The 17,204-nt window shown below is 70.7% G+C and carries 16 protein-coding genes; 13 read left to right on the forward strand and 3 right to left on the reverse strand.

Annotated features, from left to right (window positions below; genetic code table 11):
• The first annotated feature begins 66 nt into the window (after positions 1–66).
• The 3 genes from ACFY10_RS13060 to ACFY10_RS13070 are packed head-to-tail and all read left to right on the forward strand — an operon-like array spanning position 67 to position 4,575.
• On the forward strand, positions 67–981 hold the full coding sequence (locus ACFY10_RS13060) for a hypothetical protein (protein ID WP_390665153.1): 915 nt from the start codon (positions 67–69) through the stop codon (positions 979–981).
• On the forward strand, positions 974–3,751 hold the full coding sequence (locus ACFY10_RS13065) for a CHAT domain-containing protein (RefSeq protein WP_390665154.1): 2,778 nt from the start codon (positions 974–976) through the stop codon (positions 3,749–3,751). The genes ACFY10_RS13060 and ACFY10_RS13065 overlap by 8 nt, the downstream gene beginning before the upstream one ends.
• Positions 3,751–4,575, forward strand: coding sequence for a hypothetical protein (locus tag ACFY10_RS13070; protein ID WP_390665155.1), 825 nt, complete (start codon positions 3,751–3,753; stop codon positions 4,573–4,575). Before ACFY10_RS13065 ends, ACFY10_RS13070 begins: the two co-directional genes overlap by 1 nt.
• On the opposite strand, the gene ligD is transcribed toward ACFY10_RS13070, so the two are convergent.
• Entirely contained in the window at positions 4,572–5,582 is a 1,011-nt protein-coding gene (gene ligD, locus ACFY10_RS13075; RefSeq protein ID WP_390665156.1) for a non-homologous end-joining DNA ligase, read from the reverse strand. The genes ACFY10_RS13070 and ligD overlap by 4 nt on opposite strands.
• 74 nt (positions 5,583–5,656) lie before the next feature.
• Between ligD and ACFY10_RS13080 the strand changes: the two genes are divergently transcribed.
• Positions 5,657–6,718, forward strand: coding sequence for an ATP-dependent DNA ligase (locus ACFY10_RS13080; protein WP_390665157.1), 1,062 nt, complete (start codon positions 5,657–5,659; stop codon positions 6,716–6,718).
• A 9-nt stretch (positions 6,719–6,727) separates the two neighbouring features.
• Here the strand turns inward: ACFY10_RS13080 and ACFY10_RS13085 are convergent, their stop codons facing one another.
• The gene (locus tag ACFY10_RS13085; protein WP_390665158.1) at positions 6,728–7,918 is read right to left on the reverse strand and encodes a zinc-dependent alcohol dehydrogenase; all 1,191 of its coding nucleotides are present in this window, start codon (positions 7,916–7,918) and stop codon (positions 6,728–6,730) included.
• A gap of 265 nt (positions 7,919–8,183) precedes the next feature.
• Between ACFY10_RS13085 and ACFY10_RS13090 the strand changes: the two genes are divergently transcribed.
• Complete coding sequence (locus ACFY10_RS13090; RefSeq protein WP_390665555.1) at positions 8,184–9,134, forward strand: DUF3048 domain-containing protein; 951 nt, start codon at positions 8,184–8,186, stop codon at positions 9,132–9,134.
• Between the two features lie 14 nt (positions 9,135–9,148).
• On the opposite strand, the gene ACFY10_RS13095 is transcribed toward ACFY10_RS13090, so the two are convergent.
• On the reverse strand, positions 9,149–9,613 hold the full coding sequence (locus tag ACFY10_RS13095; RefSeq protein WP_390665159.1) for a MarR family winged helix-turn-helix transcriptional regulator: 465 nt from the start codon (positions 9,611–9,613) through the stop codon (positions 9,149–9,151).
• 210 nt (positions 9,614–9,823) lie between these two features.
• Here ACFY10_RS13095 and ACFY10_RS13100 point away from each other — a divergent pair, with 210 nt between their 5' ends.
• From ACFY10_RS13100 to ACFY10_RS13135, 8 genes are all read left to right on the forward strand, one after another.
• Positions 9,824–10,579, forward strand: coding sequence for a CoA transferase subunit A (locus ACFY10_RS13100; RefSeq protein WP_390665160.1), 756 nt, complete (start codon positions 9,824–9,826; stop codon positions 10,577–10,579).
• Complete coding sequence (locus tag ACFY10_RS13105; RefSeq protein WP_390665161.1) at positions 10,579–11,223, forward strand: CoA transferase subunit B; 645 nt, start codon at positions 10,579–10,581, stop codon at positions 11,221–11,223. The genes ACFY10_RS13100 and ACFY10_RS13105 overlap by 1 nt, the downstream gene beginning before the upstream one ends.
• Positions 11,220–12,422 (forward strand): thiolase family protein, encoded by a 1,203-nt coding sequence (locus ACFY10_RS13110; protein ID WP_390665162.1) that lies wholly within the window; start codon positions 11,220–11,222, stop codon positions 12,420–12,422. The genes ACFY10_RS13105 and ACFY10_RS13110 overlap by 4 nt, the downstream gene beginning before the upstream one ends.
• A 20-nt stretch (positions 12,423–12,442) precedes the next feature.
• On the forward strand, positions 12,443–13,216 hold the full coding sequence (gene pcaH, locus ACFY10_RS13115) for a protocatechuate 3,4-dioxygenase subunit beta (protein WP_390665163.1): 774 nt from the start codon (positions 12,443–12,445) through the stop codon (positions 13,214–13,216).
• A gap of 6 nt (positions 13,217–13,222) precedes the next feature.
• A complete protein-coding gene (pcaG, locus tag ACFY10_RS13120; RefSeq protein ID WP_390665164.1) occupies positions 13,223–13,828 on the forward strand; it encodes a protocatechuate 3,4-dioxygenase subunit alpha in 606 nt (201 codons plus the stop codon).
• Positions 13,825–15,159: a 3-carboxy-cis,cis-muconate cycloisomerase gene (gene pcaB, locus ACFY10_RS13125; protein WP_390665165.1), complete on the forward strand. Its 1,335-nt coding sequence runs from the start codon at positions 13,825–13,827 to the stop codon at positions 15,157–15,159. Before pcaG ends, pcaB begins: the two co-directional genes overlap by 4 nt.
• Complete coding sequence (gene pcaD / locus ACFY10_RS13130) at positions 15,156–16,280, forward strand: 3-oxoadipate enol-lactonase (RefSeq protein WP_390665166.1); 1,125 nt, start codon at positions 15,156–15,158, stop codon at positions 16,278–16,280. The genes pcaB and pcaD overlap by 4 nt, the downstream gene beginning before the upstream one ends.
• 81 nt (positions 16,281–16,361) lie before the next feature.
• Positions 16,362–17,153, forward strand: coding sequence for an SDR family NAD(P)-dependent oxidoreductase (locus tag ACFY10_RS13135; RefSeq protein ID WP_390665167.1), 792 nt, complete (start codon positions 16,362–16,364; stop codon positions 17,151–17,153).
• Positions 17,154–17,204: the final 51 nt, after the last annotated feature.

Here is a 17,204-nt window from a genome sequence, read left to right on the forward strand (position 1 = left end):
CAAGCCCGCAGGACGCTTCCTGCAGGGGGCGAGCGCGAGAGCCGGCCCTCGGGAGACGGGGGCACCATGTCCGGGTATAGCGCAGCGCCGCAGGACGCCGACGGACAAGGCGCGATGAAAGCGTTCGTGGAACGGCTGGATTCGCTGGTCGTACGCACGGAAGGCACCTCCGAGGTCGACTGGGATGCCCTGATCGAACTAATCCGACAGGAACCGGAGTTGAGCGTCATCACGTGCCGCGCCTTGGGGTCCCTGGCCATCGACCGGGTCGGCAGCTGGCACGCCTATGGCCAGTTGGCGACCGTGATCGCCTGGGCCTACGACGCGGCATTCGAGGACGACGTGCTGTCGGCGTGGGTGGCCGGTGAACTCGAAGCGGGAAAGGTGGACATGCGCAGTCCCAGGCTGGCGCGGCAGGTCGCGGAGGACTCTCACGAGGAGGCGCAGACCGTGGTCATGGCGGTCTCGCGCGACCTTCTGGCCGCCGGTGACGTCTACCCGTTCGTTCTCGCCTTCTCACACCACGAGTTCCGTCATGGCACCGAGCGCATGGCAGAGCTTAGGTCGATGCGCGGCCGACTGGTCATCACCTTCGACATTCCACTGGACGATCCACGGGAAGTCTGGGAGTTCCCGGAGGTCCGCGCGTATGCGAACAAGCTCGCCGACCACCTGCCGTACCTGCCGTATTACTTCGACCAGGGTCCGCAGTTCGCGATGATGCGACTCTGGCTCTGCTGCCTCGCTCCTCCTTCCGCGTGGACACAGGCGGGTCTCGACCTCCGCGACAAATCCGTCATGGTGCACGGCGCGTACGCCATGTACACCACAGAGGGCCTGGCCGAGCTACTGGGCGAAGACCCGCACGAGGTCCGGGCAACGGTCTTCGGATCGCTGCCCGAAGACTTCGTCGCTCACATCTCCGACGTCGCAGACGCGTTCGCGGCGGACCAGAACGGGAGCGCAGGGACGGATGGCTGACGAGCACGGGGTGGCTGGGCTCGTGGCCGCCGTACTCAACGGCAAAGTGTCCAGCAGCGATGCCAGTCGGTTGCTGGAACAACTTCCCGGCGACCCGGAGGACGCGTCCACGCGGTGGAACGAAGTGGCCGAGCTCATCGGGTCCATTGGAGCCGAACCGTCGGTGCTGCGTGCCACCACGATGATCGAGCTCGGCGAGCATGCTGCCCGCCCGCTCGGTCCCCGTGCGCAAGGCGTCGTCCTGCTTCTCGGCTCCCGTCGGTTGGCGGACGACCGGATCTCCGAACGGGTCCGCGGATTCCTGGACCGGGCCGTCGCATACTTTGCCGAGTCACCCGAGCTCCGCCTGACGGCACGCCGGTTGCGCCTGCAGGTTCTCAGGAAGGCCGGAGCATACGAGGAGTTGGACCGCGAGGTTCCCTCCGTCATCACCGAGGCCGAACAGCGGGCGAGCAGGGCTGATCTGTGCATGGCGCTGTTCGAAAAGGCGGAGGCTGCGATGCAGCGCGGCCGTGCGGCCGACTCGCTGGAGACAATCCGCACCGCCCGACACGTCAGGGAGTGCCAGGTCGACGAGGCGACTGTCCCGGTGATCGAGCCGTACCGGCTCGCCGGGCGGCACGGGGTGATCGCGCGCGAGGCCGGCCGCTTCGAGGAGGCCCTGGGCGCTCTGGAGGACGCCAGGACTCTCGCCCTCGCCGCCGGCGACCCGTCGTACGCGTCCTTCGCACTCAGCGAGACGGGCATTACTTGGGGCTACTTCGGTGACCACGAGCGGGGTCGGCAGATCATGGAGCAGGCGGCTGCCGAGGCAGAGGCAGCGGGTCGTCCGGACTGGGCCGCGCACTGGGGGTATCGGCTTAGCGCGGGCTCGGCAGAGGGAAACGAGCCAGAGGGCTCCCCCTGGCAACGCGCCTGCGCGCTCCTCGAACGTCATCCGGAGCGGGCTGACGAAGCCGTCCCGCTGCTGCGTGCCTGTCTCAAGGAGGCACGCAGCAACCACGACCCGTCGTACGAGCTCGCCGCGCGCCACGGTCTCGCCGTTGCCCTGCTCAGGACGGGGCGGACTGTGCAGGCCGAGCTCTCCTTCCGAGTCGCCGTCGGCGCCGCCCGACGGCTTGGGGATCAGCTGCAGGAAGTCCACTGCCGAACGAACCTGGCCCGCTGCCTCCTGGTCCGCAAGCGGCTCGAAGAGGCACTCGCCGAAGTGCGTCCCGCCATGGAGCTCGGCGAGCGGCTGTGCAGGCGATCCGCCGCGGCCGAGCTGCGACAGAGCATTGCTCTCGCGTTGGGCAAGGCGTACGACGTGGCTGTGATCATCGCGTCGGCGAGCTACCGTCCGAGCCCGGGCATGATCGCAGCCGGGGCGGATCCCGCGGGGTTCGAACCGCGACCCGACACCCTGCTGGAGATCGGTCAGCGGGCCCGGGCCGCCACCATGACCGAGGCGCTGCGTGCAGGCCGAAGCGTCGAGGACGCCGGGCCGTCCGAACTCGTCGATGCGATGCTTCGGCTGCGCGCCGCCGAAGCCGCCGTGCAACTGGCCGCAGCCGAACACCGGCATCTGGCCGAAGCGATCGCGGAGAGAGAGGACAGTGCGGCTGCGCTCACGAGGCAGGCCGCTCGGTCCGGTGTCAGGCTCAGCGTCAGCTCCGATCCGGTTCCCCTGGACGAGTTGAGCGGTTCGCTTGCGCCCGGTGAGGTCCTCGTCGATCTGCTGACCGTGCCGGAGGGTGTCGCCGTCACGTGTCTCACCAGCGAGGGCTCGGCCAGCACTACGTTCGCCCACTGGCCGCAGGAGGAACGCATGAGACTGCTGCGCCGACTCCAGCGCACCCGTCGGGAGCTGCTCGGTGCGCACCCGGACGACCGTGAAGAGGCGGAGGAGGACGCCGCACGGGCGCTGGGCGTGCTCGACGCGTCCCTGTGGTCGCACATCGCCTCGGTGGTCGGCGAGGCCGGCGCGCGGCCCCCAGACCGAATCATGCTCACGCCCGAGAACGAACTCTTCCAAGCCCCTTACTGGCGACTCGCGTCACGCTTTCCCGACTGCGCCGTTAGCGTCCTGCCCACGCCCGGCGCACTGCCGATCCTGCGCGCCCGTGCCAGCGACGGGCGCCGCCCGTGGGTGTCGGTGGCGGATCCCTCCAGCACCCTGCGCCACGCGGCCCGTGACATCCCCGCGGAGCTGGGTTACGAAGCCTGTGCTCCACGGACCGGAGCGCTGCTCTCCGCGCTGCCCGCCGCGGGCCGGGTGCACTTCGCCTGCCACGGACACTTCAACGCCCTGAGCGCCTTCCGCACCGGCCTCGAGGTCGAGGCAGACGCGGAGCGCGATCCGCTCGGCGCCCCGATACCACGTGCGGCGGACGGTCTGGAGCTGTTCACCGCGGCGCAGATCACCGGACGGCTCCATCTGCCGCACTGCGCCCTGGTGGTGCTCGCGGCCTGTGATTCCGGGCTGCCGCGGCTGCACGGGGCCAGCGAGTTCACCAGTCTTCCGGGGGCATTTCTGGTCGCCGGGGCACGCAACGTGGTGGCATCGCTGTGGCCGGCGCACGACGGGGCGGCCGCTCTGCTCATGAATGCCTTCTACACGGCTGGGCCCGAGCACCCGTCAGCCGCGCTGGCCTCGGCTCGGGCGCGACTGGCCACCATGTCCCGTGCCGAGGCGGCCGAGCGGCTCGGCACGTCCCGGCTCCCGCGCGGGGATCCACCGTTCAGCGACAGCGTTTACACGGACTGCTTCCAGCACTACGGAGTCGACTGATGGCCAATCCGGCACGAGCCTTCATACACGAACTCTCCGGCCTGTGGGGCAAGGGGTACTGGGTGACCTGGCATCCCTCGGCCCGCCACGTGCTGGGCGAGATCGGCACGGTGAGCGGCGGGGGTCTCGTCCCCATCAGTTCCCTGGAGGAGCACGGCATCACAGTCCCATCCGTCACCCCCGCGACACGGGACGAGCTGACCTGGCGCACCAACGGTCAGGTGAACATCGTGTTCAAGACCTCGGGCCAGGCCGGCGGCCCGTTCACTGCGCTGACCGATGGACAGGCGGGCGCCCTCGTCGAGTTCACCCGCGGCAACTCGGTCCTTGTCGCCTATCGGGGACTCGCGGAGAGAAGGCTCGCCTCACAGCCGCTCCTGGCCACCGAGCTCGTGCGACGCCACTGGGCGGGGACCTGGCCTCTGGAGTGGTGCGTAGTGAGCCACCTAGTGACAGCCGAGCATGCCACGGTGCTCATCGGGGGTGACAAGGGTTCAAGCATCGAGCTCGCTGCCCGTGCGGCCCTAGGCTCGGGCCCCGTCGCCCTGGCCGACCTCGCGACGCGTATGGGCGTGGCCCGTTCCACCGGGCTCGCTCTCGAACTGATAGGGGAGAACGTGACACCGTTCTTCCGCGTGCTGCGGCTGCGCCGCAGGTTCATGCGCGGTGTCGAGGCCCAGTACGGAGATCTGCGGGAACTGCGCAACGCGGCCGGGAGGCCGACGGACGTGCCCACGGACGTCCTCGACGACGCCGGGGCCGATCCCGAGGCCGCACTCGAAGCGCTGCCCCAATTCGGGAGCGGTGACCTCGGGAGGCCCTAGGTCTTCTTCGCCCGGCTCGGCTGTACCCGCTTGGGCTCCCCCGGCATCTTGGGGTACTCGGGCGGGTACGGCAGATCACCCAGCCCGTGGTCGTGCTCGTCCCGGCGGGCAAGTTCCAGCAAGGCCTCCAGCGAATAGCGGTGGTCGTCCATGTCCGCGTGCACATCGCCGAGTTCGGCGAAGCGCGCGGGCATGGTCGCGATGTCGAAGTCCTGGGGGTGCGCGACGCCGACCTCGTCCCAGGTCAGGGGTGCCGAGACGGGGGCGTGCGGGCGGGGTCGTACGGAATAGGCGGAGGCGATGGTGCGGTCGCGGGCCGTCTGGTTGTAGTCGACGAAGATGCGCTCGCCGCGCTCCTCCTTCCACCACTTGATGGTCACCTGCTCCGGCATCCGCCGCTCCAGCTCCCGGCCCACCGCGATGGCGGCGCGCCGGACCTGGGTGAAGGTCCAGCGCGGCTCGATCGGCACGAAGACGTGCAGGCCGCGGCCGCCGGAGGTCTTGGGGAAGCCCCGCAGGCCGCCGAACTCCTCCAATACGTTGCGGAGTTCAAAAGCCGCGCGCACGGCGTCGTCGAAGTCGGTGCCGGGCTGCGGATCGAGGTCGATGCGGAGTTCGTCGGGGCGGTCGACGTCGTCGCGGCGCACCGGCCAGGGGTGGAAGGTGAGGGTGCCGTACTGGGCTGCCCACAGGACGGCGGCCTCCTCGGTGGGGCACATCTCGTCGGCGCTGCGGCCGCTGGGGAAGGTGATGTGGGCGGTCGGGATCCAGTCGGGCATGTTCTTGGGTGCCCGCTTCTGGAAGAAGTTCTCGCCGTTCACACCGTCCGGGTAGCGCTCCAGGGTGGTGGGCCGGTTGCGCAGGGCACGGAGGATGCCGGGGCCTACCGCGATGTAGTACCGGGCGAGGTCCAGCTTGGTGAAACCGCGCTCGGGGAAGAAGATCTTGTCCGGGCTGGACAGGCGGACGGTGCGGCCGGCCGCCTCCAGTTCCACCGCTTCACCCATACGGCAACGGTAGGCACACATCGTAAACCTCGCATACCGGGCGACAGACGACGTATGCGAGCAGAATCGGAGGCATGGATCTCCCGGTGATGCCTCCCGTGAAGCCGATGCTCGCCAAGTCGGTGGCGAAGATCCCGCCGGGCATGCACTACGAGGCGAAATGGGACGGGTTCCGGGCCATCGTGTTCCGCGACGGGGCCGAGGTCGAGCTCGGCAGCCGTACGGGCAAGCCGCTGACCAGGTACTTTCCCGAGGTTGTCGTTGCGCTGAAGGAGCGGGTGCCCGAGCGGTGCGTGCTGGACGGGGAGATCGTGATCGCGCGGGAGGGGCACCTCGACTTCGACGCGCTCACCGAGCGCATCCACCCGGCGGACTCGCGGGTGCGGATGCTCGCCGAGAAGACCCCGGCGTCCTTCGTGGCCTTCGATCTGCTGGCGCTGGCGGACGAGTCGCTGCTGGACGTGGCGCTGACCGACCGGCGGGCGCTGCTGGAGCGGGCGCTGGCCGAAGTCACCGCGCCGGTGCACCTCGCCCCCGCCACGACCGACATCGACGTGGCGCAGAGCTGGTTCGAGCAGTACGAGGGGGCGGGCCTGGACGGCGTCATCGCCAAGCCGCTCACCGGGCGCTATCTCCAGGACGAGCGCGCCATGTTCAAGATCAAGCACGAGCGGACTGCGGACGTCGTCGTCGCGGGCTACCGCTTCCACAAGAGCGGCCCGATTGTCGGCTCACTGCTGCTCGGCCTCTACGACGACCGCGGCGCCATGCAGCACGTGGGCGTGTCGGCGGCCTTCCCCATGAAGCGGCGCGCGGAGCTGGTCGAGGAGCTGGAGCCGCTGCGGATGGCGGACGCCGAGGGGCACCCCTGGGCGGCCTGGTCCGACGAGGCGGCGCACGAGACGGCCCGGCTGCCCGGCGCGCCCAGCCGCTGGTCGGGCAAGAAGGACCTGTCCTGGGTGCCGCTGAGGCCGGAGCGGGTGGCCGAGGTGGCGTACGACCACATGGAGAACGGGGCGCGGTTCCGGCACACGGCCCGTTTCCGCCGCTGGCGCCCGGACCGGACCCCGGAGAGCTGCACCTATGCCCAGCTGGAGGAGCCGGTGCGCTACGACCTGCGCGAGATCCTCGGCTGACTCAACGGCTCAGGGCTGCATCAGCACCTTGACCGCACCGTCCTGCTTGCGCTGGAACATCTCGTACGCGTGCGGCGCGTCCGTGAGCGGCAGCCGGTGGGTGGCGAAGTCGTCGACGCCGAGCGGGTCCTCGTCGGTCAGGTACGGGAGGATCTCGTCGCTCCAGCGGCGCACGTTGGCCTGGCCCATGCGGATCTGGATCTGCTTGTCGAACATGGTCAGCAGGGGCACCAGGTCGGCCGTGCCGCCGTAGACGCCGACGAGGGAGAGCGTGCCGCCGCGGCGGACCAGCTCGATGGCGGTGTGCAGGGCGGCGAGCCGGTCGATGCTGAGGCGTTCGGCGAGCGGGCCGGCGATCTTCCGGGGCAGCAGGGCCGAGGCCTGCTGGGCCAGCCGTGCGGCCGCGCTGCCGTGGGCCTCGGTGCCGACCGCGTCGATCACGGCGTCGGGGCCGCGGCCGTCGGTCCGGTCACGGATCGCGGCGACCAGTTCCTTCTCGCTGTCGAAGCTCCTCAGGTCGTACGTCTCCACACCCCGCGCCTTCGCCCGGCGCAGCCGCTCGCTCACCAGGTCCACCCCGAACACCCGCTCCGCGCCGCGCACTTGGGCGACCCGGCAGGCCATGTCACCGATCGGCCCGAGACCGAGCACGGCGACGCTGCCGCCCTCCGGGACACCCGCGTAGGAGACCGCCTGCCAGGCGGTGGGCAGGACGTCGGAGAGATAGACGAAGCGGTCGTCGGGCGGACCGTCCGGGACCTTGATCGGGCCGTACTGCGCCTGTGGCACACGCAGGTACTCGGCCTGCGCGCCCGGCACCGCGCCGTACAGGCGGGTGTAGCCGAACAGGGCGGCGCCCATGCCCTCGCCGGTCACCTGCGTGGTCTCGCACTGCGTCGGCAGACCCGTGAGACACATCCAGCAGTTGCCGCAGGCGATCTGGAACGGCACCACGACACGGTCGCCCGCCGCAAGGTCCGGTACCCCGGCCCCGACCTCCTCGACGACGCCCATCGGTTCGTGTCCGAGGATGTCGCCCGGCGTCATGAACGGCGTGAGCACCTCGTACAGATGCAGATCGGAGCCGCACAGCCCCGTCGAGGTGATGCGGATGACGGCGTCGGTCGGCTCCTGGATCCTCGGATCCGGCACGTCCTCCACCCGCACGTCCCGCTTCCCCTGCCAGGTCACAGCCTTCATCGCGTGGCGCTCCCTCCGTCGCATCGGTGTGTCCGGTCCTGTGGTGCCGCCCGGGTACCCGCCCGGCCGCATCCCGAAGCGGGAGCAGGAGCAAGGCCGGCGAGCAGGGCCGGAGCTGGGCCAGGGCCAATGGGCCTATCGAACGCGCACAATCAGAACCGAGCGGGTATGGCCATCAATGAACGTATAAGCGCACAATCATTGACAACGGGATGTGGTGGCCACGGTGAGCACGGGACGGTTGGCGCGTCCGCGACGCGCCTCGATGGCAGTGGCGCTGCTGGCCGCCACGGCGACGGCCGCGCTGGCGGCGGGCTGCACGGATCACCACGGCCCGGCACAGGACGGACGCGGCCGACAGCAGACGCCGACCCCCGGGCAGTCGCAGCAGCTCGTCAGCGGCACCCCCGTACTCGCCGTAAAGATCGACAACGCGCCCGCGGCCCGGCCCCAGACGGGGCTCGACTCGGCGGACGTCGTGTACGCGGAACAGGTCGAGGGCGGGCTGAGCCGCCTGATGGCGGTATACGCGACCACGCTGCCGAAGGTGGTCGGGCCGGTGCGCAGCGCCCGCGAGTCGGATCTCGAGCTGCTGCGGCAGTTCCACAATCCGACGCTCGCCTTCTCCGGGGCGCAGCACAAGCTGCTGCCGCTCATCAACAGCGCGCCACTGCAGGCGGAGCCGCCCGCAAAGGCGTCCGGCGCCTACTTCCGCGGCACCGACAGACCCGCACCGCACAACCTCTACCTGCGCCCCGCCCGCCTGTTGGCATCACCACCGGGCGCGAAGGCGCTGACGACCGGTTTCCGCTTCGGCTCCGCACCCGCCGGCGGCAAACCGGAGAACAGACGCACCATCCGCTACCCTGCCGCAGGCTTCGCCTTCACCTGGTCCGCGAACCTGCACCGCTACCTGGTCGCGATGGACGGGACACCCACGAGGACGGCCGACGGAAAGCCGGTGGCGCCGGCGACGGTCGTCGTGCAGTACGTGAAGGTGCGCCAGTCCGCCTTCCACGACGTGCTCGGCAACAACACGCCGTACACCGAGACGGTCGGCTCCGGGAAGGCGCAGGTCCTGCGCGACGGACGGGTCTACGACGTCAACTGGCAGCGCAGGAAAGCCACCGACGGCACACAGTTCACGACGAAGGACGGCAAGCCCGCCAACTTCGCGAAGGGCCAGGTGTGGGTGGTCCTGGCGAAGGCCCCGTGATCGGTCCGGCGCGCTCAGCCCTGCGTTACGAGGGATTCCGCCGGGTTGCGGAGCCCCTCGGCCGCATCGGCGACCCGCCGGATGAGATCGAAGAACACCGACTGCTCCTCGGCGGACAGCGGCGCCAGGAAGACCTGGTTCATCCGTGCCGTGCGCACGGTCAGCTTGCGGTGGGTGCGCACACCGTCGTCGGTCAGGCGCAGCAGGAAACGGCGGCCGTCCTGCGGATCACGCACCTTGTCGAGCAGCCCGCGACGCCCGAGCCGGCTGATCACCTCGGCGATCGTCGACCGGTCCAGCCCCACCCGCTCCCCCACCGTGCGCTGGTCCAGGCCCGGCTCGGCGACGAGCGCGTTGAGGACCGCGAACTGCGGCGAGGTGATCTCCTCCGAGACCATCGTGTTCCACAGCAGGTAGTGGGCCTGCTGCAGCCGCCGGGCCAGGTGCCCGGGGTGGGTGGTGAGGTCCACCGCGGCCATGTGCGCTCCCGAGGTCGAATTCGTTGGTGCACTGAACGATACCGGGTGCCCCATCGACTGTCTGTAGCACTGTCCGCACCGCTGACCTTGCAGTTCCCCTGGGTCTTGACGCTGCGCCGCGACAGTGGCAGCGTGAAAGAAACTTCACCGAAATACTCAGTGCCCTGATTAATTCGTGACCGGGCGCTCGGACGGGATGGGGCTTCACGGATGGACAAGGTGGTCGCCACGGCCGCGGAGGCGGTGGCCGATGTGCCGGACGGCGCGACACTCGCCGTCGGCGGCTTCGGACTGAGCGGTGTGCCCAACGTGCTGATCCAGGCGCTGTACGAGCGCGAGGTCACCGGCCTCGGCGTCGTCTCCAACAACTGCGGGGCGATGGAGACCGGCCTTGCGGTGCTGCTGGCGGCGGGGCGGATCGCCCGGGTGACCGGCTCCTACATCGGCGGGAACAAGGAGTTCGCGCGGCAGTATCTGGCCGGGGAGCTGGAGGTGGAACTGATCCCGCAGGGCACGCTGGCGGAGCGGCTGCGGGCCGGCGGCGCCGGTATCCCCGCCTTCTTCACCCCCGCGGGGGTGGGGACGCAGGTCGCCGACGGCGGGCTGCCCTGGCGCTACGACGGTGAGGGCGGCGTCGCGCTGGCCTCGCCGCCGAAGGAGGTGCGGGAGTTCGACGGCACCGAATACGTGCTGGAGCGCGGCATCCGCACCGACTTCGCGCTGGTGCGGGCGGCGAAGGGGGACCGGCACGGGAACCTGGTGTTCAACAAGTCGACCCGGAACTTCAACCCCCTCGCCGCGATGGCCGGGCGGGTGACGATCGCCGAGGTGGAGGAGTTGGTGGAGCCGGGGGAGATCGATCCGGATGCGGTGCATCTGCCCGGGATCTTCGTGCAGCGGGTGGTCGCCTTGACGGCGGAGCAGGCGGCGGACAAGAAGATCGAGCAGCGGACGGTGAGCAGCTGATGGCCTGGACACGTGAGCAGATGGCCGCCCGGGCCGCGCGCGAGCTGCAGGACGGGCAGTACGTCAATCTGGGCATCGGCCTGCCGACGCTGATCCCCAACTACCTCCCCGAGGGCGTCGAGGTGGTCCTGGAGTCGGAGAACGGGATCCTGGGCACCGGCCCGTACCCGGCCGAGGACGCCGTCGACCCGGATCTGATCAATGCCGGGAAGGAGACCGTGACGGTCCTGCCGGGCGCCTCCTTCTTCGACTCGGCGCTGTCCTTCTCGATGATCCGGGGCGGGCACATCGATGTCGCGGTGCTGGGTGCGATGCAGGTGTCCGCGGGCGGTGACCTCGCCAACTGGGCGATCCCGGGCAAACTGGTCACCGGCATCGGCGGGGCGATGGACCTGGTGCACGGGGCCCGCACCGTGATCGTGGTGATGACGCACACCGCGAAGGACGGCAGCCCGAAGATCCTCGAGGAGTGCGCGCTGCCGCTCACAGGCAAAGCGTGTGTGAACCGAGTCATCACCGATCTGGGCGTGATCGACGTGACACCGGACGGGCTGGTGTTGACCGAGGTCGCGCCCGGTGTGGCCGTTGACGAGGTCGTCGCCAAGACCGACGCCAAGCTGACCGTCCCGGAGGACCTGCTGTGAACACGGTTTACATCGTCGACGCGGTCCGCACGCCGATCGGCCGCTACAACGGCGGCCTCGCATCCATCCGCCCGGACGACCTGGCCGCCCACGCCATCCGCGAACTCCTCGCCCGCACGCCCGACTTGGAGCCGTCCCGGATCGAGGACGTGTACTTCGGCAACGCCAACGGGGCGGGCGAGGAGAACCGCAACGTTGGCCGCATGGCCGCCCTGCTCGCCGGACTGCCCACCTCCGTGCCGGGCGTGACGGTCAACCGGCTGTGCGCCTCCGGCCTGGAGGCGGTCATCCAGGCGGCCCGCGCCATCGCCGTCGGCGACGCCTCGATCGCCGTGGCGGGCGGGGTGGAGTCGATGACGAGGGCGCCGTACGTACTGCCCAAGAACGACCGGCCCTTCCCGGCCGGCCACGCCGAGCTGTACTCCACCACGCTGGGCTGGCGCATGGTCAACCCAAGGATGGACCCGCAGTGGACCATCCCGCTGGGCGAGTCCGCCGAACTGATCGCCGACAAGCACAAGATCAGCCGAGAGCAGCAGGACGAATTCGCCCTCGCCTCCCACCGCAAGGCGGCCACGGCACAGCAACAGGGCCTGTTCGAGGCCGAGTTGGCGCCGGTGAGCATCCCGCAGCGCAAGGGCGACCCGGTGGTCTTCGCCGCCGACGAGTGCATCCGCCCGGACGCCTCCCTGACCGCGATGGCCAAGCTCAAGCCGTCCTTCCGCACGGAGAACGGCACCGTCACCGCGGGCAACGCGTCTCCCCTGAACGACGGTGCCGCCGCCCTGCTCCTGGTCGACGAGGAAGGCCTGAAGGCCACCGGCCGCGAGCCGCTGGCCCGGATCTCCGCCACCGGGGTGAACGCCCTCGACCCGCACTACTTCGGGCTCGCCCCGGTCGAGGCCGTCAACCGCGCCCTGGCCAAGGCGGGCAAGACCTTCGCCGACCTGTCCGTCCTCGAACTCAACGAGGCCTTCGCCGCCCAGGTGCTCGGCTGCGTCGCCGAATGGCCCGAGTTCGACCCCGCGATCCTCAACCCGCAGGGCGGCGCCATCGCCCTGGGCCACCCGCTCGGCGCGTCCGGTGCCCGGCTCGCCGGGACCGTCGCCCACCAACTCGCCCGCAAGGGAGCGGGAGTTGGCGTCGCCACCCTCTGCATCGGCGTCGGCCAGGGCCTCGCCCTCGTCCTCGAACGCTAAGAACCCCCGAGGAACCTCCCATGACTCTCACCCAGCAAGACATCGACCAGGAGATCGCGGCCGAGCACGCCGCGTACGAGAAGCGGATCGCCGACGGTGCGCCCGTCGAGCACCAGCCGCGCCGCGACTACGCGCCGTACCGCTCGTCCGTCCTGCGTCACCCCAAGCAGCCGCCGATCACCATCGACGTGACGAAGGACCCGGAGCTGGTGGAGCTGTCCTCCCCCGCCTTCGGCGAGCGCGACATCACCGAGATCGACAACGACCTCACCAAGCAGCACACCGGCGAGCCGATCGGTGAGCGCATCACCGTCTCCGGCCGGCTGCTGGACCGCGACGGCCGCCCGATCCGCGGCCAGCTCGTCGAGATCTGGCAGGCCAACTCGGCCGGCCGCTACGCGCACCAGCGCGAACAGCACGACGCCCCGCTGGACCCGAACTTCACGGGTGTCGGCCGCACGCTGACCGACGGCGACGGGCAGTACCACTTCACCACCGTGCAGCCGGGCCCGTACCCGTGGCGCCAGCACCTCAACGCCTGGCGACCCGCGCACATCCACTTCTCGCTCTTCGGCACGGCGTTCACCCAGCGGCTCGTGACGCAGATGTACTTCCCGAGCGACCCGCTGTTCCCGTACGACCCGATCATCCAGTCGGTGACGGACGACGCGGCCCGGCAGCGGCTGGTCGCGACGTACGACCACGGCCTGTCCGTGCCGGAGTTCTCGATGGGCTACCACTGGGACATCGTGCTCGACGGGCCGAACGCCACCTGGATCGAAGAAGGGCGCTGACCTGCCATGACGAAGATCGACACGAGCCGTCCGGAGACCGTGCTCCCGACCCCGTCGCACACGGTCGGCCCCTTCTACGGCCACGCCCTGCCCTTCCCCGGCGGCGGCGACATCGCCCCGGTCGGCCACCCGGACACGATCACCGTCCAGGGCTATGTGTACGACGGCGAGGGCAACCCACTGCCGGACGCCTTCGTGGAGCTGTGGGGCGCCGACCCCGACGGCAACGTCCCGCAGGTGGACGGTTCGATCCGGCGTGACCCGGCGAGCGGAGGCTACCTGGGCCGCAACGGGGTGGAGTTCACCGGCTGGGGGCGCATCCAGACGGACGCCAACGGCCACTGGTATGCGCGGACGCTGCGGCCCGGCGCACGCGGGCAGAGTGCGCCGTACATCAGCGTGTGCGTCTTCGCGCGCGGGCTGCTGGTGCACCTGTTCACCCGGATCTATCTGCCCGGTGACGAGGCGGTGCTCGCCGCGGACCCGGTGCTGTCCCAGGTGCCGGACGGGCGACGCGGCACGCTGATCGCGAAGGACGACGGCAAGGGCACATACCGTTTCGACATCCGCCTTCAGGGCGAAGGCGAGACGGTCTTCCTGGAGTTCAAGTGACCTCTGTCGGTTCCGACGACACCGGCCTGCTCGCCCCCGGGTGGGCAGGCTCCCCCGCTGCCTCCGCAACCGGCGACGCGGCCTTCCTGCAGGCCCTGCTCGACGCGGAGGCCGCCCTCACCCGGGCCCAGTCCGCTCTCGCCCTCGCTCCGGCCGAGGCGGCGACCGCGGTGACCGAGGCGGCCGACGCCGCCCGTTTCGACGTACGCTCCCTCGCCGAGCGCGCCCGCGGCGGCGGCAACCCGGTCATCCCCCTGGTCGCCGATCTGACGAGGGCGGTCGGCGAGGAGTACGGGCCCTACGTCCACCGGGGCGCGACCAGCCAGGACATCATGGACACGGCGACGATGCTGGTGGCCGTGCGCACCCTGGACCTGATCCTCGCCGACCTCGACCGCACCGAACGGGCGCTGGCCCGGCTGGCCGCCGAGCACCGCGACACCGCGATGCCGGGGAGGACGCTCACCCAGCACGCCGTACCGACGACGTTCGGGCTGAAGGCGGCCGGCTGGCGGTCGCTCACCCTCGACGCACGGGACCGGATCAAGACCGTACGGGACTCGCTGCCCGCCCAACTCGGCGGCGCGGCAGGGACGTTGGCGGCATTCACCGTGTACGGCGCCCAGGACACGCAGGCCCTGACGGCGGCCTACGCCCACGAACTCGGGCTTCGGGAGCCGCTCCTGCCCTGGCACACCCTGCGCACGCCGATCGCCGATCTCGCCGGATGTCTGGCCTTCGCGGCCGGGGCGCTGGGCAAGGCGGCCGCGGACGTCCTGGCCCTCGGCCGTACCGAGATCGCCGAGGTCGCGGAGGGCAGTGGCGGCGGTTCGTCGGCCATGCCGCACAAGGCGAACCCCGTACGGTCCACGCTGATCGCGGCCGCGGCCCGGCGGGCTCCGCAGCTCGCGGCCACGCTGTACGGGTCGCTGGCCGCCGAGGACGAGCGGCCGGCCGGGGCCTGGCACGCCGAGTGGGAGCCGCTCCGGGAGCTGCTGCGGCTGGTCGGCGGAGCGGCCCGCGACGCCGCCGAACTGATGGAGGGGCTGCGGGTGCATGCGCACGTGATGCGTGAACACCTGGGCCTCACCCGCGGGTTGATCGTCTCGGAGCGGCTGTCCGCCGAGCTGGCCCCCGTCCTCGGCCGCGCCCGCGCCAAGACCCTGCTCACGGGCCTCGCCAAGCGCACCTACACCGAGGGCCGCCCGCTGGCCGAACTGCTCGCCGAGGAGCCGGAGTTGAAGGACGTGGACCTCGACGAGCTAACCGATCCCGCCCGTTACACCGGCTCCGCCGGAGTCCTCACCGACCGTGCCCTGGAGCGACGTTGACCGAGAAACTCCTCAACCACCGTACCGAGGGGCCCACTTCCGCTCCCCCGCTGCTGCTCGGGCCCTCGCTCGGGACGTCGTACGCGCTGTGGGACAAGGTGGCGCCCGAGCTGTCCATCACCCACCGGGTCGTCCGCTGGGACCTGCCGGGGCACGGCGGGTCCGCGCCCGGCCTGATCGGCCCCGGCGCGACCGTCGGTGACCTCGCCGACCTGGTGCTCGCGCTCGCCGACTCGCTCGGGATCGAGCGGTTCGCGTACGCCGGGGTGTCGCTCGGCGGTGCCGTGGGCCTGCATCTTGCCCTCCACCACCCGGAGCGGGTGTCCTCGCTGGCCGTGATCTGTTCTTCCGCGCACTTCAATGGCTCGAAGCCGTGGGAGGAGCGGGCCGAGCTGGTGCGGCGCGAGGGGCTGGGCTCGCTCGTGGCGAGTGCCGACGCCCGGTGGTTCACACCCGGCTTCACTGTGCCGGAGCTGGTGCGGGACCAGGCGGAGGCCGACCCCGAGGCGTACGCCGCCTGCTGTGAGGCGCTGGCCGCCTTCGACCTGCGCGACCGGCTCCCGGAGATCTCCGTGCGCACGCTGCTGATCGCCGGACGCGAGGACAAGGCGACCCCGCCGCCCCATCTGCGGGAGATCGCGGACGCCGTGTCCGGCTCCACCACGCTGGTCGAGCTTCCGCACGCCGCACATCTGGCGCCCGCCCAGTGCCCGGAGGCCGTGCTGACAGCCCTCCGTGCGCACCTCGGCGGCGGCGCCAAGCGCGGGATGGAGGTACGGCGGGAGGTGCTCGGCGATACGCACGTGGATCGGGCGCAGGCCCGGCAGACGCCCTTCACCGCCCGCTTCCAGGACTTCATCTCGCGCTACGCCTGGGGCGAGATCTGGACCGACCCGACGCTCAGCCGCCGCGAACGCAGCATGATCACACTGACGGCGCTGGTCGCGCACGGGCACTACGACGAGCTGGCCATGCACGTGCGGGCGGCCCGGCGCAACGGGCTCACCCCCGAGGAGATCGGCGCCGTACTGCTGCAGACGGCCGTGTACTGCGGGGTCCCGGCGGCGAACTCCGCGTTCGCGGTGGCCCAGCGGGTGCTGGCGGAGGAGGACGACCTCTAGACCGGCCCTGAGGGTGACCCTGCTGGTCGTAGCTTCAGCAGCACCTCGCACATGTCTCCACCGCGTGCCTACGGTGGAGACATGTCCACCATCCTGATCACCGGCGCCACCTCCGGCCTCGGCCGCTACGTCGCCTTCGAGCTGGTCCGCTCCGGACACGTCGTCCTCGCTCACGGCCGCGATCCGGGCCGTACGGAGCAGCTGGTCGAGGAGCTGCGCACCGAGGGCGACGCCGAGGGATACGTCGCCGACCTCGCCTCACTGACCCAGGTACGCGAGCTGGCCGCCCACGTCACCGACGCCCACCCCGACCTCGACGTCCTGATCAACAACGCGGGCGTGGGAGCGGGCGCGCCCGGCGCGGAGCGCGAACTGAGCACCGACGGCCACGAACTGCGCCTCGCCGTGAACTACCTGGCACCGGTCGTACTCACCCGCGCCCTGCTGCCCGTTCTGCGCGCGAACACACCCTCCCGAATCGTCAACGTGGGCTCGGTCGGCCAGGACCCCCTCGACTTCGACGACATCGAATTCCGCCGCGGCTACGACGGCTTCGCCGCATACCGCCGCGCAAAGTTCGCCCTGGCGGCCCATACGTTCGCCCTCGCCGAGGAGTTGGCGGGCACGGGTGTCTCGGTGAACGTGCTCCACCCGGCGACCTTCATGGACACGGCGATGGTGCGCGAGGGTGGGGTCACACCGTGGAACACGGTGGCCGACGGCGCGCCGGGAGTACTGGCCCTGGCAACGCAGGACCTGGGTACAGGCGCCTACTTCGACGGCACAAGCCCGTCGAGGGCACACGAGGCAACGTACGACAGCGAGGTGCAGAAACGCCTGTCGGCGGTCACAGACCAACTCCTCGCGCTGTAGCCGCCCTTAAGGGGCGCGGGGCTGTGTCGATATGCGGCTCCGCCGCGTGGG

It is taken from the genome of Streptomyces sp. NPDC001401, from assembly GCF_042895385.1.
In the GTDB taxonomy this organism is placed as follows: Bacteria; Actinomycetota; Actinomycetes; order Streptomycetales; family Streptomycetaceae; genus Streptomyces.